At 60.8% G+C, this 22,074-nt stretch carries 25 protein-coding genes; 21 read left to right on the forward strand and 4 right to left on the reverse strand.

The window, feature by feature from the left end:
- Positions 1-152: 152 nt before the first annotated feature.
- Complete coding sequence (locus tag PAE61_RS01645; RefSeq protein ID WP_271113705.1) at positions 153-629, reverse strand: MarR family winged helix-turn-helix transcriptional regulator; 477 nt, start codon at positions 627-629, stop codon at positions 153-155.
- A gap of 107 nt (positions 630-736) precedes the next feature.
- Between PAE61_RS01645 and PAE61_RS01650 the strand changes: the two genes are divergently transcribed.
- The 9 genes from PAE61_RS01650 to PAE61_RS01690 are packed head-to-tail and all read left to right on the forward strand — an operon-like array spanning position 737 to position 8,782.
- Positions 737-1,813 (forward strand): cupin domain-containing protein, encoded by a 1,077-nt coding sequence (locus PAE61_RS01650; protein WP_271113706.1) that lies wholly within the window; start codon positions 737-739, stop codon positions 1,811-1,813.
- Positions 1,810-2,373, forward strand: a complete 564-nt coding sequence (locus tag PAE61_RS01655) for a maleylpyruvate isomerase N-terminal domain-containing protein (RefSeq protein ID WP_271113707.1) — start codon at positions 1,810-1,812, stop codon at positions 2,371-2,373. Before PAE61_RS01650 ends, PAE61_RS01655 begins: the two co-directional genes overlap by 4 nt.
- 25 nt (positions 2,374-2,398) lie before the next feature.
- Positions 2,399-3,349 (forward strand): MBL fold metallo-hydrolase, encoded by a 951-nt coding sequence (locus PAE61_RS01660; RefSeq protein WP_271113708.1) that lies wholly within the window; start codon positions 2,399-2,401, stop codon positions 3,347-3,349.
- Positions 3,350-3,377: 28 nt separating this feature from the next.
- Positions 3,378-4,076, forward strand: coding sequence for a fumarylacetoacetate hydrolase family protein (locus PAE61_RS01665; protein WP_271113709.1), 699 nt, complete (start codon positions 3,378-3,380; stop codon positions 4,074-4,076).
- Positions 4,076-4,714, forward strand: a complete 639-nt coding sequence (maiA, locus tag PAE61_RS01670; RefSeq protein WP_271115068.1) for a maleylacetoacetate isomerase — start codon at positions 4,076-4,078, stop codon at positions 4,712-4,714. The genes PAE61_RS01665 and maiA overlap by 1 nt, the downstream gene beginning before the upstream one ends.
- A 27-nt stretch (positions 4,715-4,741) precedes the next feature.
- Positions 4,742-5,740 (forward strand): TRAP transporter substrate-binding protein, encoded by a 999-nt coding sequence (locus PAE61_RS01675; protein WP_271113710.1) that lies wholly within the window; start codon positions 4,742-4,744, stop codon positions 5,738-5,740.
- Positions 5,737-6,255: a TRAP transporter small permease gene (locus PAE61_RS01680; RefSeq protein ID WP_271113711.1), complete on the forward strand. Its 519-nt coding sequence runs from the start codon at positions 5,737-5,739 to the stop codon at positions 6,253-6,255. The genes PAE61_RS01675 and PAE61_RS01680 overlap by 4 nt, the downstream gene beginning before the upstream one ends.
- Entirely contained in the window at positions 6,252-7,514 is a 1,263-nt protein-coding gene (locus PAE61_RS01685) for a TRAP transporter large permease (protein WP_271113712.1), read from the forward strand. Before PAE61_RS01680 ends, PAE61_RS01685 begins: the two co-directional genes overlap by 4 nt.
- A gap of 53 nt (positions 7,515-7,567) precedes the next feature.
- On the forward strand, positions 7,568-8,782 hold the full coding sequence (locus tag PAE61_RS01690; protein WP_271113713.1) for a 3-hydroxybenzoate 6-monooxygenase: 1,215 nt from the start codon (positions 7,568-7,570) through the stop codon (positions 8,780-8,782).
- Between the two features lie 9 nt (positions 8,783-8,791).
- On the opposite strand, the gene pcaQ is transcribed toward PAE61_RS01690, so the two are convergent.
- Complete coding sequence (pcaQ, locus tag PAE61_RS01695; RefSeq protein WP_271113714.1) at positions 8,792-9,709, reverse strand: pca operon transcription factor PcaQ; 918 nt, start codon at positions 9,707-9,709, stop codon at positions 8,792-8,794.
- Between the two features lie 89 nt (positions 9,710-9,798).
- Between pcaQ and pobA the strand changes: the two genes are divergently transcribed.
- Genes pobA through PAE61_RS01750 form a run of 11 tightly spaced genes read left to right on the forward strand, consistent with a single transcriptional unit; the run spans position 9,799 to position 19,362 of the window.
- Positions 9,799-10,968: a 4-hydroxybenzoate 3-monooxygenase gene (gene pobA / locus PAE61_RS01700; RefSeq protein ID WP_271113715.1), complete on the forward strand. Its 1,170-nt coding sequence runs from the start codon at positions 9,799-9,801 to the stop codon at positions 10,966-10,968.
- Positions 10,968-11,756, forward strand: coding sequence for a 3-oxoadipate enol-lactonase (pcaD, locus tag PAE61_RS01705; protein ID WP_271113716.1), 789 nt, complete (start codon positions 10,968-10,970; stop codon positions 11,754-11,756). The genes pobA and pcaD overlap by 1 nt, the downstream gene beginning before the upstream one ends.
- Positions 11,749-12,129 carry a 4-carboxymuconolactone decarboxylase gene (gene pcaC, locus PAE61_RS01710; protein ID WP_271113717.1) on the forward strand — a complete coding sequence of 127 codons (381 nt, stop codon included), beginning with the start codon at positions 11,749-11,751 and terminating at the stop codon, positions 12,127-12,129. The genes pcaD and pcaC overlap by 8 nt, the downstream gene beginning before the upstream one ends.
- The gene (gene pcaH, locus PAE61_RS01715; RefSeq protein ID WP_271113718.1) at positions 12,126-12,848 is read left to right on the forward strand and encodes a protocatechuate 3,4-dioxygenase subunit beta; all 723 of its coding nucleotides are present in this window, start codon (positions 12,126-12,128) and stop codon (positions 12,846-12,848) included. The genes pcaC and pcaH overlap by 4 nt, the downstream gene beginning before the upstream one ends.
- 1 nt (position 12,849) lies before the next feature.
- A complete protein-coding gene (locus PAE61_RS01720) occupies positions 12,850-13,542 on the forward strand; it encodes a protocatechuate 3,4-dioxygenase subunit alpha (RefSeq protein ID WP_271113719.1) in 693 nt (230 codons plus the stop codon).
- Entirely contained in the window at positions 13,535-14,374 is an 840-nt protein-coding gene (locus PAE61_RS01725; protein ID WP_271113720.1) for a 3-oxoadipate:acetyl-CoA acetyltransferase, read from the forward strand. Before PAE61_RS01720 ends, PAE61_RS01725 begins: the two co-directional genes overlap by 8 nt.
- Positions 14,374-15,675: a lyase family protein gene (locus tag PAE61_RS01730; RefSeq protein ID WP_271113721.1), complete on the forward strand. Its 1,302-nt coding sequence runs from the start codon at positions 14,374-14,376 to the stop codon at positions 15,673-15,675. The genes PAE61_RS01725 and PAE61_RS01730 overlap by 1 nt, the downstream gene beginning before the upstream one ends.
- A 1-nt stretch (position 15,676) precedes the next feature.
- Positions 15,677-16,738, forward strand: coding sequence for a TRAP transporter substrate-binding protein (locus tag PAE61_RS01735; protein WP_271113722.1), 1,062 nt, complete (start codon positions 15,677-15,679; stop codon positions 16,736-16,738).
- 30 nt (positions 16,739-16,768) lie between these two features.
- Positions 16,769-17,290: a TRAP transporter small permease gene (locus PAE61_RS01740; protein ID WP_271113723.1), complete on the forward strand. Its 522-nt coding sequence runs from the start codon at positions 16,769-16,771 to the stop codon at positions 17,288-17,290.
- The gene (locus PAE61_RS01745; RefSeq protein WP_271113724.1) at positions 17,287-18,606 is read left to right on the forward strand and encodes a TRAP transporter large permease; all 1,320 of its coding nucleotides are present in this window, start codon (positions 17,287-17,289) and stop codon (positions 18,604-18,606) included. Before PAE61_RS01740 ends, PAE61_RS01745 begins: the two co-directional genes overlap by 4 nt.
- 12 nt (positions 18,607-18,618) lie before the next feature.
- Positions 18,619-19,362: a sulfite exporter TauE/SafE family protein gene (locus PAE61_RS01750; protein WP_271113725.1), complete on the forward strand. Its 744-nt coding sequence runs from the start codon at positions 18,619-18,621 to the stop codon at positions 19,360-19,362.
- A gap of 54 nt (positions 19,363-19,416) precedes the next feature.
- Here the strand turns inward: PAE61_RS01750 and kduD are convergent, their stop codons facing one another.
- Both kduD and kduI read right to left on the reverse strand, forming a co-directional pair.
- Positions 19,417-20,145: a 2-dehydro-3-deoxy-D-gluconate 5-dehydrogenase KduD gene (gene kduD, locus PAE61_RS01755; protein WP_271113726.1), complete on the reverse strand. Its 729-nt coding sequence runs from the start codon at positions 20,143-20,145 to the stop codon at positions 19,417-19,419.
- Positions 20,142-20,966 (reverse strand): 5-dehydro-4-deoxy-D-glucuronate isomerase, encoded by an 825-nt coding sequence (kduI, locus tag PAE61_RS01760; protein WP_271113727.1) that lies wholly within the window; start codon positions 20,964-20,966, stop codon positions 20,142-20,144. Before kduI ends, kduD begins: the two co-directional genes overlap by 4 nt.
- A gap of 172 nt (positions 20,967-21,138) precedes the next feature.
- Here kduI and PAE61_RS01765 point away from each other — a divergent pair, with 172 nt between their 5' ends.
- Positions 21,139-22,047, forward strand: a complete 909-nt coding sequence (locus PAE61_RS01765; protein ID WP_271113728.1) for a sugar kinase — start codon at positions 21,139-21,141, stop codon at positions 22,045-22,047.
- Positions 22,048-22,074: the final 27 nt, after the last annotated feature.

A 22,074-nucleotide genomic window follows, 5' to 3' on the forward strand; every position in this document is an offset into this window, starting at 1 on the left:
AATCATAAGGCTAATGTCTCTAGCCGCTATAGGTTCAAGAGTTTTCTGATGCTGCAGGAGATAAAATCAGACTGTCCCCCAAGTAGGTTTCTGAGGCAGAAGAACATGTCTGATGTCCGATGCTGTACAAGAAAACAGGCAGGTGAAGCCGTTCACCCGACCTTGTTCAAAACATCACCTTCCATCTCTTCGGTGTCCCGACCTTCAAGCCCGGCGGTCACCTTCTTCAGCAGGCGCATGAACTCTTCCTGCTCCTCAGGTTCCAGCGGGGCGAGTATTCGTGCCTGCGCGGCGCGTACGGCTGGCTTGATTGTCTGGACCACAGATTCGCCGCGCTCGGTCAGGCGCAGCAGGCGTGCGCGGCGGTCCTCTTCACGGACCTCGCGAGTCAGGTAGCCCCGGCTTTCCAGGCGGCTGACCACACCGCCAATTGTGACGCGATCATAGGCGACAAGTCCGGCCAGCGTTGCCTGATCGATCCCTTCCCGCTGCGCCAGCGTCAGCAGCGAGCCGTATTGAACCGGCGTCAACTCGAAACCGGCTTCCCTGGTTTCGGTTGCGAAGGCGCTGACGGCCAGCTGGTGAAGTCGGCGGATCATATGTCCGGGAAGATTGCCAAGTGTGTCCATGCTGTAAAATTGTTCCCTCTTCGGGCGATGACAAGAAATTTATTGATAAGTATACGTTTCATTAGTATACATATCAATATGGCGATTCGTGAGGGAGGACGCTGATCATGGACAATGCGATGCAACCTGAAGACACGCCCGAACTGCGGCGGCTTTATCAGGGGTTCAAGGATAATCACCTTAATCCGCTCTGGACGCAGATCGGCGATCTGATGCCGGTGCATCCGCGCCCCAAAGCTGTCGCGCATGTCTGGAAATGGTCGGAGCTTTATCCTCTGGCCAAGGAATCCGGCGATCTCGTTCCCGTCGGCAGGGGTGGAGAGCGGCGCGCGATTGGTCTTGCCAATCCCGGACTGGGCGGTGAGGCCTATATCTCGCCGACGCTCTGGTGCGCTATCCAGTATCTCGGCCCACGTGAAACCGCGCCGGAGCATCGGCATTCACAGAATGCGTTCCGCTTTGTGGTGGAAGGCGAAGGGGTCTGGACCGTGGTTAACGGCGATCCCGTGCGAATGAGCCGCGGTGATTTCCTGCTGACGCCTGGCTGGTGCTTCCACGGCCATCACAACGATACCGATCACCCGATGGCGTGGATTGACGGGCTGGATATTCCCTTCAGCTTCCAGAACGATGTCGGTTTCTTTGAATTCGGCGCGGATCGTGTCACCGATTACGCAACGCCCCGCTTCTCGCGTGGTGAGCGTCTGTGGTGTCACCCCGGATTGCGCCCCCTGTCGCAGCTTGAAAATACCACCGCCAGCCCGATCGGCGCCTATCGGTGGGAGTTCACCGATGCTGCCCTGACCCAGCAATTGCTGCTGGAGGATGAAGGCCATCCGGCGACCTATGCACAGGGACATGCTGCCGTCAGATATGTGAACCCGACCACTGGTGGCGATGTGATGCCGACCATCCGCGCCGAGTTCCACCGGCTGCGCGAGGGGACCGAGACACAGACCCGGCGTGAGGTCGGATCGACCGTGTTCCAGGTCTTCGAAGGCAGCGGTGCCGTTGTGATGAACGGTGAGACCAGGACACTTGAGAAGGGCGATATCTTCGTGATCCCCTCATGGGTTGCATGGTCCCTTCAGGCCGAAACGCAATTCGATCTGTTCCGCTTCTCGGATGCGCCGATCATGGAGCGGCTGCATTTCGGGCGCTCGATGATCGAGGGTGGTGAATGAGCGATCTCGACCGGGCCCGCGCGGATCTTCGTGCGCAGCAAGGTGCGGGCGCACGGTATGACTCTGATGCTGCGCCGGCGGAAGCTTTGCATATTGCCCGGCGCGGCGTCGCCTATATGGCGCGGCTGGTCAATCAGCTTGACGAGGCAGCGCTGTGGCAGGGCTCTGCCCGGCCCGGCTGGACACGCCGCCGGATTATCGCCGCGAATGCGCTTCAGGCGCGGGAAATTGCACAGGCGCTTGAGGATGCAACCGGGCAACAAGGCGACCGCGCCGATACCAGCGAGGCTGCCGTTAACCTTGCGGAGACACTGCCATCCCGGGCTTTGCGTCATCTGGCATCCCATGCGGATATCCATCTCAACGTGGTCTGGAGAGACCTGACGGATGAAGACTGGGATCTGCCGGTGACCCTGTCGAACGGCAGCGTCCCGGCCCGTGAGACAGCGGATCTGCGTGCGCAGCGTATCTGGCAGGATGCGATGGATCTGGGGGCGGGCGGCAGGCTTCGCGATGTGCCCGCCATCCTCAGGGACCGGATTGCCGGAGAACCACATTGATCTTAACCAAATGGGAGGAATTTGAATGACACGCAGACTTGCCGCCATCATGACAGGAGCGATGCTGACCGCCGCCATGCCAGCCCATGCAGGGGATTTTATGGTAACGCTTCTGGGAACTGCCAGCCCGGCACCCCGGCCGGATCGCTCTGGCCCGTCGATCCTGATCGAAGGCGGCGAAAGCCGTGTGCTGATCGACGCCGGACGCAATGCGCCGGTCAGGCTGTGGCAGGCGAAGATCCCGATCGGCAGCATCGATGCGACGGTCATCACGCATTTCCATTCGGACCATACATCGGGTCTTGCCGATCTGTGGCTGACCGGCTGGATCGCGCGTCCCTTCGGTGGCCGGGATGCTCCGATGCGGGTTATCGGGCCGGTGGGCACTGCGGCGCTGACCGATGGGCTGCAGAATGCCTATGATGGCGATATCCAGATCCGCCTTGTCGATGAAGGCAATCCTCCGGAAGGTGTGGAAATCGAAACGACCGAGATCACCGAAGACGGCGTGGTGTTCAATGAAGGCGGGTTGAAGGTCACCATGTTCGCTACCAATCACGGGGAAAATATCACTCCGAATTACGGTATTGTGGCGGAATATGATGGCCGCAAGGTCGTGATCTCCGGCGATACCACCTATGACGAACGCATTGCGGAACGCGGGCAGGGCGCGGATCTGCTGATACACGAACTTGGCACGGCGCAGCCCGAGCTGCTTCAGGAAGACCATGCGAAGCGCGTGATCGCGCATCATACGACTCCGCAGCAGGCCGGTGAAATCTTTGCTGCGGCGCAACCGAAACTGGCGGCATACACGCATCTTGTCATGCTCTCTGACGCGAATAACCCCGAACTGACCCTGCCGGAAATCGTCGAACAGACACGCGAGACTTATGGCGGCCCCCTTGTGGTTGGCGAGGATCTTATGACCTTCGACATCGGCACTGACGGCGTCGCGACCTATATCCGCGACTGATGCGGCCAAGAAAACAAAGGAACTGAACATGACCGATACATTGTTTCCCGCCCCTGAATGGCCGACTGTCCCGGTAAAGGGTGCAACGGCCGAGCTGCCCGTCCGCCGCGTCTTCTGCGTGGGCCGGAATTATGCCGATCACGCCGCCGAGATGGGTGTCGAGGTTGATCGCGAAGCGCCGTTCTACTTCACCAAATCCGCCCTGACGATCCTGCCGAGCGGGCAAAGCTATCCCTATCCGCCGGGAACCGAGAATTTCCACTATGAGATGGAGTTCGTCGTTGCCATCGGGAAGCCGGCTTTCCGCATTTCCAAAGAGCAGGCTCTGGACGTGGTCTATGGCTATGCTGCCGGTCTGGACATGACCCGCCGCGATCTGCAACTGGCCGCACGTGCCAAGCAACGCCCGTGGGATCTGGGCAAGGATGTCGAAGGCAGTTCCGTGATCGCGGCGATCACCCGCGCCGCCGATTTCGGTGAGGTTGCTGATCAGAAGATAACGCTCAGCGTGGACGGTGAGACCCGTCAGGATGCGGAACTGTCGGATCTTGTTTGGTCGGTGGCCGAGCTGGTGGCGGATCTCTCGAAATTCTACCATCTTGAGCCGGGCGATCTGATTTATACCGGGACACCTGCCGGTGTCGGCGCTGTGACGCCGGGTGCCAGAATCGTCGGCACGGTGGACGGTCTCGACCCGGTGGAACTGACCGTCGGAGAGGCAGAGTGATGCGGTTTTTCGGCTATTTCCGGTCCTCGTCAGCCTACAGATGCAGGATCGCCTTCAATCTGAAGAATATTCAGCCGGAATTCGTGCCGGTCAATCTGCGTGACAAGGATCATCGGAAGGCCGATTTTCTGGAGATGAATCCGCAGGGCCTCGTTCCGGTGCTGGATACCGGCGATGCAAGGCTGTCGCAGTCCCTTGCGATTATCGAGTGGCTTGAGGAAACGCATCCCGCACCGGCGCTTCTGCCGTCGGACCCGGCTGCGCGGGCGCATGTCAGGGCATTCGCCCAGATCATCGCCTGCGAAACTCACCCGCTGCAAAATCTGCGCGTCCTGAACTATATCAAGGAAAATTACGGGCAGGATCAGGCGGGCGCGGATGAATGGTGCCGGAAATGGATCGGCGACGGTCTGGCCGCGTGCGAGGCGATTGCTGCCGCGCAGAAACATGGTGGGGGCTTCACCTTCGGAGATACGCCCGGACTGGCCGATATCTGCCTGATCCCGCAATTATTCTCGGCGGACCGCTTCGGTCTGGAGACTGCCGCATTCCCGCGTTTGCGCGAAATCCGCGCGGAATGCGACGCGATGCCTGAATTTTCCAATGCTCACCCGGCGAAACAGCCGGACGCAATCTGAACGTATCGACCTACAGGGAGGAAACGCATGTCCGTAACGAAATTCACCCGCCGTGCTGCAATTGCGGCATCTGTGGCTGTAACCGCGCTGATCTCGACTGGTTTTGCGCAGGATGCGCAGGCCCGAGAGCTGCGCATGGGGCTGATCACGCCGCCCAGCCATGTCTGGACTCAGGTCGCCAACCGCATGGCGGAGAAGCTGCCCGAGGCAACGAATGGCGAGCTGACCATTGCCGTATTTCCCGGCGGCCAGCTTGGGTTGGAGCAGGAAATGTTCCAGCAAATGTCCGGCGGCCTGCTGGATAGCGGTCTAATGACGGCAGCAATCACCAGCTTGCGCGCGCCGTCGATGCAGGGCTGGTTCACGCCCTATCTGTTTGCCGATGTCGAGGCTGCCGCTGCTGCTGCCGACACCGAAGGCGCACAGCAGATGCTGGATCAGCTTGCGCAGGCCAATCTTGTCGGCCTTGGATATACATTCGCGGGTCAGCGCCACATCCTGATGAAGGGCGATGCCGCAACCACGCCCGAGGATCTGGCGCAGCAGAAAATCCGCATCGTGCCGTTCCCGGCGATGAAAACATGGTGGGAGGCGATCGGTGCCGTGCCGACCCCGGTCAACCTGACCGAGGTCTATCAGGGCCTGCAAAGCGGTCTTCTGGACGGGATCGACATCGACCTCGACGCGCTTGTCGGTCTGAAATTCGATGAGGTTGCCGAAGGTCTGACGATCACCAACCATATGCCGTTCCCCGCGGCGCTTGTGGTCAGCAAAACCACCTGGGATTCCCTGTCGGAAGAGCATCGGGCGGCGTATCTTGAGGTTGCGAATGAAGCCCTTGCATGGGGGACTCAGCAGCAGGTCGAGGCCGAGAAGTCGAATCTCGCCTCGCTGGAAGGCAAGCTGGAAATCGTGACGCTGGATAACGGCGCCGAGGCGTTCCAGGAGGCCAATCAGGCCGTTCGTGACAGCTTCGCGAATGACCCGATCATCCAGACCTTCCTGTCTGAAGTCGAAGGCCAATGAACTGGCTTTCCACATTTTCCAATGGACTGGCCCGCGTTGAACGTTGGGCCAGCCGATTGCTCGTGGTGGGCTTCGTCGCGCTGATCGTCGCGAATGTCGGTATGCGCTATCTGGTCGGGCGCCCGATTGTCTATGCCGAGGAACTGGCGGCGATCCTGCTGGTGTGGCTGGCCTTCGTGGCGACCTCGATCACCATCCATGACAGGGCGCAGATTGGTGTGACCCTCCTGACCGAGCGCCTGCCCGTCGGGCTCAGACGGATCGTCGATATCGTCGTGCTGGCGGTGGTTGCCGCGATTCTGGCGACGCTTTTGTGGAAATCCTGGATCTGGGCCAGTTCTCCTATGGTCGCGTTCGATCAGATCATCACAACAGGTTGGGCCAAGGCGCCGTTCTATATGATCGTTCCGGTCTTCTCGGCGACGTCGCTGCTCCATGTTCTCGCCGATCTTGCCGAGGCGGTAAGCGGTCAGCAGCCGGTGGAACTCGCAGCCGATAAGGGGGCCAAGCTATGACCGGGTTTTCCTTCCTCGCCTTCATGCTTGCCGGGATGCCGATTGCCTTCGTGCTGCTGGCGGCGACATTCGTATTCGTCCTTGCGACGGGCAATCTTCAGATCCTGAACTCGGTCCCGCAGATCCTGTTCGGCTCGGTCGAAAGCTTCGATCTACTGGCCATTCCGCTTTTCGTGCTTCTGGGCGAGATCATGAATGAAAGCGGGCTGACCCGCCGTATCATTATCGCCGCGCGGGTCTGGCTGAAATCGCTGCCGCATAATCTGGTGGTGGTGAATATCATCTCGAACCTCGCGCTCGCGGCGATCATGGGATCGGCGACGGCGCAGATGGCGGTGATGTCGCGCGTCGTCGTGCCCGAGATGGAGAAAGACGGCTATGATCGCGGCTATGCCGCCTCGATTACCGCCAGTGCCGGTCTGCTTGGGCCGATTATTCCGCCCTCGATGGTGTTCATCATCTATGGCGTTCTGGCGCAGGTCTCGATTGCGGATATGTTCATTGCCGGGATCGTGCCAGGCGTGGTGCTGTTCGCGCTGATCCTGATCATCGCAATGGTGCAGGCCGGGCGTCACCGGCAGAAGGGTCATGCCGGTGCGCCGTTGCCGCAAACCTCGCTGCTGAAGGCAACCTTGCCGGGGCTGGCGACGATGGTCATTCCGCTGACCATTATCGGCGGTATCAGCCTCGGGATCTTTACCCCGACCGAAAGCGCGGCGGTCGCCATCGTCGTGGCGCTGCTTTTCGGCGGGCTGGTGTTCCGCGAGCTTTCGTTGTCGAAACTGCCTCTGATCATCGACCGTACCGTCACCAATTCGGCGATTGTGCTGTTCTTGATCATGGCGGCGAAGGTGTTCGGCTGGGTGCTGACCTTTAACCAGATCCCGCAAGCCGTGGCTGCCTTCATCGTGTCGCTGACCAGTGATCCGACCCTCTTCATGCTGCTGATCATGCTGGCGCTGATGGTGGTGGGCATGTTCCTCGACGGTATTGCCGCGCTGATCATCCTGACCCCGATCCTGCTGCCGGTCGCAATGTCGGATTACGGCATCGACCCGATCCAGTTCGGCGTGATGATGTCCATGACGCTGGTTCTGGGCCTGCTGACCCCACCTGTAGGCACCGGGCTCTATATCGCGGCGGCGCTGAGCGAGATTTCCATCACCCGGCTTTCGAAGCTGGTGCTGCCTTACATCATCGCGGCCATCGCGGTGATCCTGCTGGTCATCTTCGTCCCCTGGGCGGTGAGACCGTTCTAACCAACAGACAGGGGCCGGTTCGCCTGGCCCCGACATATCGGAGGAGAATCCCCATGATCAACCAACCCGTCCTGATCGCAGGCGGGGGGATCGGCGGACTTGCGACCGCGATCGGCCTCGCCCAGAAAAATATCCCCAGCATCGTAATGGAGCGTGCGTCTCGGCTTGGCGAGATCGGAGCAGGTATCCAGCTTGGCCCGAATGCCTTCCATGCCTTCGATTATCTGGGCGTCGGAGAGGCCGCGCGATCCATCGCCGTTTATGTGGACAGTATGCGCCTGATGGATGCGATGAGCGGTGAGGAAATCACCCGCATCCCATTGGATGAGGCGTTTCGCGAGCGTTTCAAAAACCCCTATGCGGTGATCCATCGCGGCGATCTGCACGGCATTTTCCTGAAAGCCTGTGAGGATCATCCTCTGGTCAGCCTGCGCACTTCGTCCGAGGTGAGCGGCTATGAACAGGATGGCAGCAGCGTGACCGCCATTCTGAAATCGGGTGAACGTGTTCAGGGACGGCTTCTGGTCGGCGCGGACGGTCTGTGGTCGAATATCCGCAAGCAGCTTGTCGGAGACGGTGCGCCGCGCGTATCCGGCCATACCACCTATCGTTCGGTGATCCCGACCGAGGACATGCCCGAGGATCTCCGCTGGAATGCGGCGACGCTTTGGGCCGGGCCGAAATGCCATATCGTTCATTACCCGCTGAAGGGCTGGAAAGTGTTCAATTTGGTGGTGACCTATCACAATGACGCGCCGTCGCCCGAGGCCGGAGTGTCGGTCGATCATGAAGAGGTCCGCAAGGGGTTTGAACATGTGACCCCGGTCGCTCAGCAGATCATCGAGCGCGGGCAGGATTGGAAACGCTGGGTCTTATGCGACCGCGATCCGATCCAGAACTGGATCGACGGGCGTGTGGTTCTGCTGGGAGACGCCGCCCATCCGATGATGCAGTATTTCGCGCAGGGCGCCTGCATGGCGATGGAAGACGCCGTGGCTCTGTCGGCGATGATGCAGACGCATGAGGATCAGGACCGCGCCCTTGCCGCCTATCAGGATCTGCGCCGGTTGCGGACTGCGCGGGTTCAGTTGCAGTCGCGAGAGATCGGGCAGCATGTCTATCATCCCGCCGGTGCTCATGCCGAGTTGCGCAATGCGGTCATGCGGTCGAAATCGGCTGAAGACTGGTTCGAGGCGGTCGGCTGGCTTTACGGCTCGACCGGGCTGGAGGGGGCCGTGTCGCCGCAATGGAATGCCGCATCGGCCTGAGCGTTCGGATCAGCCGAGGGCAAGCTCATTCACGGCGGCCTCAGCCGCGCGGGCGAAGAGGCGCATCTCATGCGTCTCCCGGTCGCTCGCGCGGCGCATCAGCCCGACAGGGCCTTCTGTGCCGATTGTCGGGAAGGGCAGCCGGACCAGACGGCCCTCGGCGATTTCATTGCTGACCACACCGGCCGAGATGATCCAGACCGCGTCGCTTTGTGCGGTGTAAACCCGTCCGAACGCGCCTGACACGGTCTCGATCCGGTGCAGGGGGATGGGAACGCCTTGCGCGATCAGCATATGTTCGACAAATGGGCGGATCGCGGCCCAGGGTGGCGGAAAGATCACCGTAAACTCATCGACCAGCCTATGAGGATGCGGATCGTCCAGGATCGGATGCCCGGGCCGGACGACGAAAATCACGCTTTCCATGTAAAGCTGAGCGAAGCTGAGCCCGCGCATCGTCTCGGGCGTCCCCAGACGGCCCAGAACCAGATCGACGCTGCCCGCACGCAGCCTGTCCGTCAGATGTTCATGCGAGCCGTCCGCAATGGTCAACTGAAGCTCCGGCGCGGTCTGGGCAAGAATTTTCACCATTTGCGGCATCAGCCTTGCCGCCACCGAGGGCAGCGCCCCGATCCGCAGCCTCGGCACGGATTGCCGAAGCTCTTGCGCGGCGCTGTCCAGACCGCGTTCCAGTGAGCCGAGACCCGCCTGCGCGAAGTCGAACAGGATATCGCCTTGCGCCGTCAGTTCGACCCCGCCACGCCCACGCTTCAGCAGGCGGGTGCCGATGATCCCCTCAAGCTCTGCCAGCGTCCGTGAGATGGCGGGCTGGGTCAGGTTCAGCTTCTCTGCTGCGCGTTTGAGGCTTTGCTGGCGGCTGATTTCGACAAAGGCCTCGATATGGCGGAGCTTGATTCTGCGGTCCATTTACTTGCCAAAATTGGTAACTAATTTGCGCATAATGTCATTTTTCTTATCGATTTCCATATGATTTTCTGTGCGCAGGAGGAGATGTCATGCGTACACAAGTCGTCATCATTGGTGGTGGCCCGTCGGGCCTTCTGCTGGGTCAGCTTTTGCACAAGCAGGGCATTGACGCCGTCATTCTGGAACGGAAGACCCGCGAATACGTTCTGGGCCGGATCCGCGCCGGGGTGCTGGAAACCGGACTGGTCAGGCTGATGGAAGAAGCGGGGGTCGCGGACAGGCTTCACAAGGAAGGTTTCATCCATGACGGAACCGAAATCGCCTTTGGCGGCGAGATGTTCCACGTCGATTTCAAGGAACTGACCGGAACTCCGGTGATCGTCTATGGTCAGACCGAGGTGACGCGCGATCTCTATGATGCGCGTGAGGCTGCCGGGGCGCAGACCGAATTCGAGGCCGATCATGTCGTCATCCACGATGCCGATTCAGACAAGCCCTATGTCACCTTTGAGCAGCACGGGCAGGAAAAGCGCATTGACTGCGATTTCGTTGCCGGTTGCGACGGGTTCCACGGGGTCAGCCGCCAGACCATTCCTCTGGAGGTGCGGCGCGAATACGAAAAGACCTATCCGTTCGGCTGGCTGGGAATCCTGTCCGAGACGCCGCCGGTTCATGATGAGCTGATCTATGCCAACTCGGAACGCGGTTTCGCGCTGTGTTCGATGCGGAATGAGAATCTGTCGCGCTATTATATCCAGTGCGCCTTGTCGGATCATGTCGAGGACTGGACGGATAAGGCCTTCTGGGATGAGCTGAAGCACCGCATCCCCGAGGAGATCGCCGACAAGCTGGTCACCGGGCCGAGCATCGAGAAATCCATCGCGCCGCTGCGCAGCTTCGTGACCGAACCGATGCGGTGGGGCCGCTTGTTCCTGTGCGGCGATGCGGCCCATATCGTGCCGCCGACCGGGGCCAAGGGGCTGAACACGGCGGCAAGCGATGTGCATTATCTTTATAACGGGCTGGTGCAGTATTATCAGGACAAGGACAGTCAGGGCATCGACAGTTATTCCGAAAAGGCCCTGCTGCGGATCTGGAAGGCAGAGCGTTTCAGCTGGTGGTTCAGCGGGCTTCTGCACCGCTATCCTGATATGAGCCCGTTCGATCTGAAGATGCAGGCGGCGGATATCTCCTTCCTGCGGGACAACACGGCGCAGCAACGCGCCTTTGCCGAAAATTATGTAGGGTTGCCATACTGATGCAGATTATCGACGCGAATGGGATCGGGATTCACTATGCCGATCACGGGCCGGAAAACGGCAAGGCTGTGGTGTTCTCGAATTCTCTCGGCACCGATCTGCGACTGTGGGATGCGCTTTTGCCGCATCTGCCGGAAGGCTTGCGGCTGGTCCGCTATGACAAGCGCGGCCACGGGCTGAGCGAGGAAACGCAGGGGCCATACAGTATCGAACAGCTTGCCGATGACGCGGCCGGGCTGATCGACGGGCTTGGGCTGAAAGATGTGGTCTTTGTCGGCCTGTCCATTGGCGGGCTGATCGGGCAGGGGCTGGCGCTGCGGAGGCCGGATCTGCTGAAGGCTCTGGTCATTTCCAACAGCGCCGCGAAGATCGGCACTGACAAGATGTGGAACGACCGCGTCGCCGCGATCCGGGAAGGCGGGCTGGAGGTCATTGCCGCGCCGACGATGGAACGCTGGTTCTCGCCGGATTTCAGGGCCACGCCGGAGCTTGCCGTCTGGCAGCGCATGCTGGAGCGGCAGCCGATGCAGGGCTATATCGCCTGTTGTCAGGCCATCGCCGCCGCCGATCTGCGCCGCGATGTCGAGGGGCTGGACCTGCCTGTCCAGATGATCGCGGGCAGCCTTGACGGCTCTACCCCGCCCGAACTGGTGAAGGCGACCGGCGATCTGATGCCCGGTGCTGCCTATGCGGAAATTGACGGCGCAGGCCATCTGCCCTGTGTCGAGGCCGCCTCGCGCTATGCGGATATTCTGAACGGCTTTCTTAAGGAAGTCGGCCATGTCTGATCGCTATGATAACGGAATGCAGGTCCGCCGCGAGGTTCTGGGCGATGCCCATGTCGACCGCGCCGAGGCCGCGAAGACCGAGTTCGACCTGCCGTTTCAGGAACTGATTACCGAAGGTGCCTGGGGCAATGTCTGGGCCTCGGACGGCATCAGTCGGCGCGAAAGGTCCATGCTGACCCTTGCGCTTCTGGCCGCCACCGGCAATTTCGAAGAAATTCCCATGCATATCCGTGCCACGGCTCGCACCGGCGCTACGAAGCGCGACGTGCTGGAAGCGTTTCAGCACGTCGCGATCTATGCAGGGGTCCCCCGCGCGAACCATGCACTGAAACTGGCAAAGCAGACCTACGCCGAGATGGAGGGAAGCCAATGAAGCCTGCCGAATATTATCAGCGCGACAGAACCCGGCAGCCGCCGGCACTGACGCCTGACTACAAGACATCCGTGGCACGTTCTCCGCGCTACAGCATGATTTCGTTGCAGCAATCTGTATCCGAAATCACCGGCCCGACATTCGGGCATAACGATATCGACCCGATCGATAACGACCTGATCAAGAACTATGCCAAGGATGGCGACCCGGTCGGAGAGCGGATCATCGTTCATGGCCGGGTGCTGGACGAAAACGCCCGGCCCGTGCCGAATACGCTGGTCGAAATCTGGCAGGCCAATGCCAGTGGTCGTTACCGGCACAAGAAGGATACCTATCTTGGCTCGCTCGACCCGAATTTCGGGGGCTGCGGACGGACCCTGACGGATGAGAACGGGTATTACTTCTTCCGCACGATCAAGCCCGGAGCCTATCCGTGGCGCAACTGGGTGAATAACTGGCGTCCGGCGCATATCCATGTGTCTGTTTTCGGGTCCAGCTTCAGCCAGCGTCTGATCACCCAGCTTTATTTCGAGGGCGATCCGCTGATCCCGCATTGTCCGATCGTGCACACGATCCCGGACCCCGATGCGATCGAGCAACTGATCGCGAAGCTGGATCTGAATGCGACGGTGCCGCTGGACAGCATCGCCTATAAATTCGACATCGTTCTGCGCGGACGCCGCTCGACGCTGTTCGAAAACCGGCTGGAGGGCAATTGAGATGCCACAGAAGCTTGATTACCTGAAGGAATCTGCCTCTCAGACGGCTGGTCCATATGTCCATATCGGCCTTGCGCCGGGGGCTGCGGGTTTCGATATCTACCGGCAGGAACTTGGCTGGGATATTGCCGGGCCGAATGCGAAGGGTCAGAAGATCCGAGTCGAAGGCGTGGTCATCGACGGCATGGGCAGCCCGGTGAAGGATGTGCTGCTGGAAGCCTGGCAGGCCAACTCGGAAGGGGTTTACGCCCATCCGGAAGGCGGCGGCGAGGTCGAGGACGGTTTTCGCGGCTGGGGCCGTGTCATCACCGATTTCGAGACCGGCGAATGGGGTTTCGACACGGTGAAGCCGGGCAAGGTGAAGCCGCGTGTCAAGCTGGGGTCGGGCGTGTCGCAGCGTGTCAGCGACAGCGATCCCGACTGGCAGGGCCGCATGGACAGCCATGAGCCGATGGCACCGCATATCAATCTCTGGATCGTTGCGCGGGGCATCAATATCGGCCTCAATACGCGCATGTATTTCGAGGATGAGGCAGAGGCGAATGCCGCCGATCCGGTGCTGAACCTGATCGAATGGGAAAATCGCCGCGCGACCCTGCTTGCCAAACGCGACGGAGAGCGCGACGGTGTGCCGGTCTATCGCTTCGAAATCCGCCTGCAAGGCGACAATGAGACGGTCTTTTTTGATGTCTGAGAACAAACCCTGCATTATCTGCGTGGCCATTACCGGGTCGCTTCCCACCAAGGAAAACAACCCGGCGGTGCCGATCACCGTGGCCGAGCAGATCGAATCCACCCAGGAAGCCTTCGAGGCCGGCGCCACCATCGCGCATTGCCATGTGCGCGACGATGAGGGCAAACCGACCAGCGATCCCGAGCGCTTCGCCGCGCTGAAAGAGGGGCTGGAAAAGCACTGCCCCGGCATGATCGTGCAGCTTTCGACGGGTGGACGGTCCGGTGCAGGGAATGCGAGGGGCGGCATGCTGCCCCTTGCGCCCGACATGGCCTCTCTGTCGGTCGGGTCGAATAATTTTCCGACGCGCGTCTATGAGAACCCGCCGGATCTTGTGGACTGGCTGGCAGCCGAGATGCTGAAATACGATGTGAAGCCGGAAATCGAGGCTTTCGATCTGTCGCATATTCATCAGGCGAAGAAGATGGCCGATGACGGGCGGCTCAAGGGCACGCCCTATGTGCAGTTCGTCATGGGCGTGAAGAACGCCATGCCGGTCGATCGCGACGTGTTCGATTATTATATCAGGACGGTACAGCGCCTGTTCGGCGAAGATGCGCCGTGGTGCGCCGCCGGGATCGGGCCGAACCAGATCGTGCTGAACGAGTGGGCGATTTCCTCGGGCGGTCATGCACGGACCGGGCTTGAGGATAATGTCCGCATCGACCGCGACACGCTGGCACCGTCGAATGCCGCTCTGGTGAAGCGGGCGGTTGAGCTGTGCGAGAAATACGAACGCCCGGTGGCAAACTATGCTCAGGCGCGGGAATTGCTGGGCCTGCGGGCGGCCTGATGCGTCTCTACGCCGATCTGCTTGGCGATAGGGAAATCGCGGAGATGATGGGGGACACCGCCAGCATCGCCGCGATGCTTCATGCCGAGGCGGTGCTGGCACAATCTCAGGCGCGGCTCGGCATCATCTCCGAGGCCGCCGCCACGGCTATTGCCGCTGCCGCCGAGGCGTTGAAACCGGATATCGCCGTTATCGCTGCTGGTGTGGCGGGTGCGGGGATCTCTGCGCAGCCGGTTATCAAGGCGTTGAAAGAGGCGGCGGGCGATCATGCCGCATGGGTGCATTTCGGCGCGACCTCGCAGGATATCGTCGATACCGGGCTGATGATCCAGCTTGCCGGGGTGATGCCGGTGCTGCGTGAGCGGCTGTCGGCCCTGTCGGGTGTTCTGGCCGGGAAAGCGGCGGAATATGCAGATCAGCCGATCCCTGCCCATACACGGTTTCAGGTTGCCGCGCCGACAACTCTGGGGGCACGGATCGCCACCTGGTATGCGCCGCTGTGTCGTCAGACGGAACGTCTTGAGGAGATGCTGCCGCGCCTGCTGAATGTCTCGCTTTACGGTGCGGTGGGGACCTCTGCCGCGCTTGACCCGAAAGCCTCGGATCTGCGCCGCGCGATGGCGGCTGAGCTGGAACTGGGCGCACCGGAGATTCCCTGGCACAGCACGCGCGATATGATTGCCGAACTTGGCGGCTGGCTGTCCCTGCTGACCGGATCTCTTGGCAAGATGGGGGCCGATCTGGTCCTGATGTCGCAATCCGAGCTTGGGCAGGTCTCGGCAGGGACCGGAGGCGGTTCCTCGACCATGCCGCAGAAATCCAACCCGGTCGCCGCTGAAACGCTGGTGACTCTGGCGCGGCTGAATGCTGGTGATCTTGGCAGTCTGCATCAGGCGCTGATCCATGCGAATGAGCGCGACGGTACTGCGCTTGGTATCGAGTGGTCGCTGCTTCCCGCCATGCTGGAACGCGCCGGGGCCAGTCTGCGGATTGCGCGGGATCTGGCGGCTTCGCTGCGGGCGCAGCCGGACCGGATCGCCGAGGCATTCGCGGCGGATCGGGGAATGATGATGGCCGAGGCCGCCGGATTTCTGCTGACACAGGATATGCCCCGGCCCGAGGCGCTGAAAATCGTCGGCAAGGCGTTGACGGCGATGCAATCCGATCAGACGATGACGCTGGCAGATGCGTTATCCGGTCTTGTGCCCGGCAGGGACTGGGCCGGAATTCTGGCACCTGAGAATAATCTGGGTGATGCTGCAAGCATAGCAATGCAATTTGACAATAAACGGGAGAGGTAAAATGAAACGCGTATTTCTGACGGCAACCGCCCTTGCAACACTGGCCGCACCGGCCTTTTCGCAAGAGGTCACGCTGAGGGTCCATCACTTCCTGTCGGCCGATGCGCCGATGCATGCCGACGTATTGGCTCCGTGGGAGAAGATGGTCGAGGAAGCCTCGGGCGGGCGGATCGATGTGCAGCTTTATCCGTCGATGCAGCTTGGCGGCAAGCCGCCTCAGCTTTTCGATCAGGCGCGTGACGGGATTGTGGATATTTCCTGGACCCTGCTGGGATATACGCCGGGCCGCTTCCCGATTGCCGAAGTGTTCGAACTGCCCTTCATGTCCTCGACAGCGGTTGCGACGACCAATGCGCTGCAGGAATTTCAGGCGAAATATCTGGGCGAGGAACTGGGCGAAGTCCATCCGCTGCTGATCCATGCACCATCTGCCTATAAGTTCCACATGGCCGATACGCAGGTCGGCTCGCTGGAGGATCTCAGCGGTCTGAAGATCCGCGCTCCGTCCCGCGCGATGACCGACGGGCTGAATGCGCTTGGTGCGACGGCGGTCGGTATGCCGGTGCCGGAAGTGGCTCAGTCGCTGACGACCGGGGTGATCGACGGTGCCGTTATCCCGTGGGAGGTTGTCGGCTCGCTGCGTATCGAGGATGTGACCGAAGGCCATACCGAGCTGGGTGTCGAGAATGGCGGCATCGCGAATTCGGTCATGGCTCTGGTGATGAACAAGGCGAAATATGAAGGCCTGCCGGGTGATCTGAAAAAGGTCATCGACGATAACTCCGGCGCTGCGCTGGCCGCGCTTGCGGGTGAGGCCTTCGATAATGCCGAACAGGCCGAGCGGCAGAAATATGTCGATAGCGGCGCTTCGATCACCGTCATTCCGGAAGCCGAGCTCGGTCCGTGGTACGAGGCCTCGCAGCCGGTTATCGACGCCTGGGTTCAGTCGATGAACGATGCGGGCCATGACGGGCAGGCGATGCTGGACGATGCCCGCGGCATGCTGGCAGCCGCGAACGAGGCTGAAGGCACCGGCTCCGATACGCCAGCCGCAGCGCAGTAAACGCGGCAAGCTCGGGAAAGGGGGGCATCAATGGCCGAGGCCGAACAGTTGAGCGAACATGCTCAGGACGTTGAACTGCCGGGATGGCTTTTGACCATATGCCGTTGGGTCGCCACATTTGGCGGGTTGGTGCTGATGGCGGTCATGCTGATGACCGTTGCCAGCGTGACGCGGCGCGGCGTCTTCGGCGCCCCCATTCCCGGAGATTACGAAATAGTCGAGATGGCCTCGGCCGTGGTGATTGCCTGTTTCCTGCCGTGGTGTCAGGCGACGGGCGGGAATGTTCTGGTGGATTTCTTCACCATGAAAGCCGGGCCGCGCGTGAATCACATGCTCGAAGCCTTCGGAGATCTGATCTATCTGCTGATCGGTGCGCTGCTGTTATGGCGGATGTGGTTCGGTGTAAGTGAGTTCCGCGGCTATGGAGAGCAGTCGATGGTGCTGGGTATCCCGATCTGGCCAAGCGCGGCGGTGATGCTGCCGGCATTCGCTTTGCTGATCGTGACCACCTTCTTCACCATGATGGGCCATCTGAAAGGAGCGCGGCAATGACCGGAATAGCAGCCGGACTGGCGGGATTCGCGGCGCTTCTGGCGCTGATGGCGGTCAGGGTGCCGATTGCCGTCGCGATGCTGGCGACCGGGATCACCGGATACTGGCTGGTCAACGGCACGGTGCCTCTGCTGGCCTATCTGAAGACCAATACTTATTACCAGTTCTCGACCTATTCCCTTTCGGTCATTCCGCTTTTCGTGCTGATGGGCGAGTTCGCTACCCATGCCGGGATGAGCCGGGCGCTGTACCGTGCCGCCGCCGCCTTTCTGGGGCAGCGCCGGGGCGGTCTGGCAATGGCGACGATTGGCGGCAGCGCGGCGTTCGGGGCGATCTGCGGATCGTCTCTGGCGACGGCTGCCACGATGGGGCAGGTGGCACTGCCCGAGATGCGGCGCTATGGCTATTCCGGTGCGCTCTCGACGGGTTCGGTTGCGGCGGGGGGAACTCTGGGCATTCTGATCCCGCCATCGGTCATTCTGGTGCTCTATGCGCTGATGACCGAACAGAGCATCGCCAAGATGTTCGTTGCGGCGATGATCCCCGGTATTATCGCGGCGCTTGGCTATATGCTGGCGATTGCGTGGTTCGTGCGCCGCCATCCCGAGGCGGGTCCGGCGGCGGAAAAAGCCACCCGCGCCGAGAAGCTGACAGCGATCCGTGAGACATGGTCCATCGCGCTGATCTTCCTTCTGGTCATCGTCGGCATGTATCGCGGCTGGTTCACCCCGACCGAGGCCGCCGCAATCGGTGCTTTCGGCACATTCGTTCTGGCGGTGCTGCATGGCGGGCTGCGGTGGAACGGGCTTGTCGCCTGTCTTCAGGGCACCGCGCGGACCAGTGCGATGATCTTCCTGATCATGCTGGGGGCCGAGATGTTCAACGCCTTCCTGTCAGCCACGCAGACCCCGATGCTGGCGGCGCAGGCCATTGTCGATAGCGGTCTTTCTCCGATGCTGGTGCTGCTGGCGATCCTGTTCCTGTATCTGCTGATGGGCTGCGTCATGGATTCCATGTCCATGCTGCTGCTGACCGTTCCGATCTTCTATCCGATCATCGCGGGGCTGGATTTCGGCATGGGCCGCGAGGATACGCTGATCTGGTTCGGCATCCTTGCCGTTGTGGTCGTCGAGGTCGGGCTGATTACGCCTCCGGTCGGGATGAATGTTTTCGTCATCAACGGGATGGCCAAGGATGTCCCGATGGTCGAAAGCTTTCGCGGCGTCCTGCCTTTCCTGATCAGCGATATCATCCGTATCGGATTGCTGATCCTTATCCCCGGAATCTCGTTATTCCTCGTCCGCATCCTGAGTTAGAGATTTCGGCAGATGTTTGCGTTCATCGTCACCATGATCGCCTTCCTTTTCGGAGGCATCCTGAAAGGTGCAATCGGGGCGGGGACGCCGGTGATCGTCATTCCGATCATCTCGATCTTTTTCGGCGTTCCCCACGCGGTTGCGACCTTTGCCCTGCCGGCTCTGGCCTCGAATATCTGGCAGGGCTGGCAGTATCGCGATGCGCTCGCCGATAAGGGCTTCATCCTTCGGCTGGCGGGATCTGCCGGGGTGGGGGCGCTGATCGGGACGTTCATACTGGCCTCGCTGCCGCATGAGATCCTGTCGCTGATCGTCGGGCTTCTGGCGCTGTCCTATGTCGGGGTCAGGCTGCTTAAGCCCGACTGGAGCCTTGAATACGGGTTTGCGCGGCGCATTGCCGTACCTGTGGGGCTTGTCGCGGGCATTCTTCAGGGCGCGGCGGGGATCTCTGCCCCGGTCTCGGTGCCATTTCTTCATGCGCTTCATTTGTCGCGCGAACGTTTCATCGCGACGCTGTCGATCCAGTTCATTGCGATGTCGGTCGTCCAGTTGCCCTCGCTGATCGGCGTGGGGGTGATGGACTGGCAGGTTTTCCTGCTGAGCATCGTGGCCTGTATCCCGCTGTTTCTGGCGATGCCGATCGGGGCGGGGTTGGTGAAGCGCTTTGGTGTGAAACTGTTTGACCGGCTGATCATGGCGATGCTGTTCATCATCGCCGTGAGGCTGATCTTCGAGGCGCTGTCTGGTCTTTCCTGAGGTCAGGCCGACGGCACTGAAAATGCCCTGCTGCACAGCGAATATTGCGGCGCTCTATCGTGCAAGCCAGCCGCCATCCACATTCAGTACCGCGCCGTTGATATAATCCGAGGCTGGTGCGGCGAGGAACACCGCGCTTTGGGCGATATCTTCGGGTCTGCCCCAACGTCCCGCCGGAATCCGGTCGAGAATGGCTTTCGAGCGGTCGGGATCGGCGCGGAGGGCCTTTGTATTATTAGTTTCTATATAGCCGGGCGCGATGGCGTTCACGTTCAGCCCCTGCGCCGCCCACTCATTCGCCATCAGCTTTGTCAGCCCGGCAACGCCATGTTTGCTGGCCGTATAGGACGGAACGCGGATGCCGCCCTGAAAGGACAGAAGCGAGGCGATGTTGATGATCTTGCCCCGCCCGCGCGGCAAGGCTTCCCGAGAAAACGCCTGACAGGTGAAGAACAGCGCCTTCAGATTCACGTCGATCACATCGTCCCAGTCGGCTTCCGAGAAATCGACGGCGTCCTCGCGGCGGATGATCCCGGCATTATTGACAAGGATGTCGATGCGGGTTTCTGCAAACACATCACGCGCGGCCATCGGATCGGCGAAATCCAGATGCATGGCCCGCCCCTTGCCGCCCATCATCGACAGGGTTTCATCACAATCGCTGCGGCCTGCGGCGATCACGTCGGCACCGGCCTGCGCCATCGCCACGGCAATGGCCTGACCGATCCCGGTATTCGCGCCTGTGACAAGCGCGGTCTGTCCCTCAAGCGAAAACGGGTTCACCGCATATCCTCCGGCTGAACGAAATCCATATCCGTATAATCGACATTGTCCCCGGCCATCGCCCAGATGAACGTATAACCCCCGATCCCCGCGCCGGAATGGATCGACCAGGTCGGCGAGATCACTGCCTGCTCATTCGCGACAAACAGATGCCGAGTCTCCTGCGGTTCGCCCATCAGATGCAGCACACGCGATTCCGGCTCCATTCCGTGATACAGATAGGCCTCCATCCGGCGGTCGTGATAATGGCTGGGAATGGTGTTCCAGACAGAGCCGTCCTCAAGCGTGGTATAGCCGAGGACAAGCTGACAGCTTTCCATGACCAGAGGGTGAATGAACTGGCGGATAGTGCGCTTGTTGCTGGTCTCGACCGCGCCCAGTCTGACCTCTTTCGCGTCCTGAACGGTCACCAGACGGCAGGGCAGCGTACGATGCGCCGGGGCCGAGGTGATGTAGAACCGGCCATGTCCGGAGAAATTCACCGCTCCGGAGCCCATGCCCAGATACAGCACATCGCCCCTGTTCATCTCCCATGACTGGCCCGCAGCCTCGACCGTGCCTGCGTCCCCGATATTGACGATGCCCATCTCACGGCGTTCCAGAAACGTCTCGGTTCTGGTTTCCTCGATCCTGTCCAGCGTCAGCGTCTTGCCTGCCGGGACCGCCGCACCAAGGGTGAACCTGTCGTAATGGGTATAGATCAGGCGGATCTCTCCATCGGCGAAAAGACCCTCGGCCAGAAAATGACGGCGGAGCGTTTCGGTATCCATCGTTCTGGCATGTTCGGGATGGATGGCGTGGCGGGTTTCGACATGAGGCATGAAAACTCCTTTCCCAGAAAATCTTCGCGGCGCGGGCAGATGCGTGTTCGGATATGCCATGCGTAACCTGCCCGGAATTGCCTTTCAATTCTTCCGGGCTTCATGATGATACGTTGCGGGACGGCGGGGCAAAACAGACGCGCGTCGGCCTGTCGGGAATGCGGTGAGGATGATGGCGAACCATATTCTGTCAATCGGCGAGGCGATGATTGAGCTGTCGCAGCCCGGAGGAAACGGACTCTGGCAGCTTGGCATCGCAGGCGATACGTTGAATACGGCGTGGTATCTGCGCCGCCTGCTGCCAGCGGATCGGCGCGTCGATTACTTTACCCGCGTGGGAACCGGCGAGTTTTCGCGCCGGATGACCGATTTCCTGCGTTCCGAAGGGATTGGCACAGGATTTGTGGGACGCGATCCCGAACGTGAGATCGGTCTTTACGCGATCTCGCTTGAGAACGGAGAGCGCAGTTTTTCCTATTGGCGGGACAACTCGGCAGCGCGGTGGCTTGCGGATGATCCCGAGACGCTGAGGGCGGCGCTTGCGGGATGCGCGATTGCGTATTTCTCGGGGATCACACTGGCGATTTTGTCGGATCAGGGGCGCAAAACGCTGCTGGAGGCACTGGCTGTCGCGCGGAAGCAGGGCAGCCGGATCGTGTTTGATACCAATCTCCGGCCGCGGCTATGGCCGGATATCGACACGATGCGCCAATATGTGCAGCAGGCGGCGAGCCATGCCGATCTGATCCTGCCAAGCTTCGATGATGAGCGGGAATTCTTCGGGGATAGCGACCCCGAGACGACGCTGGCGCGATATCTGCGTCTCGGCGCAAAGCAGGTCATCGTCAAGGCTGGCGGCGCTGCGGTGCATTTCGCAGGTGCTGAGGACAGTGGGGTCGTCGGCGATCTGCCGCGTGACCGGCCCGTCGATACCACCGCTGCCGGAGACAGTTTCAATGCCGGTTATCTGGCCGCCCGGATCAGGGGAGAGACTGTTCCTGACGCCATCCGCAGCGCCCACGTGCTGAGCCGGAAGGTGATCGGTCACAGCGGTGCTCTGGTGTGGGAGGCGGTGATTTAGCCGAAAACCTGTGCCGGGTTCGGCATC

The organism is Paracoccus aerodenitrificans, assembly GCF_027913215.1.
Taxonomy (GTDB): Bacteria; Pseudomonadota; Alphaproteobacteria; order Rhodobacterales; family Rhodobacteraceae; genus Paracoccus; species Paracoccus aerodenitrificans.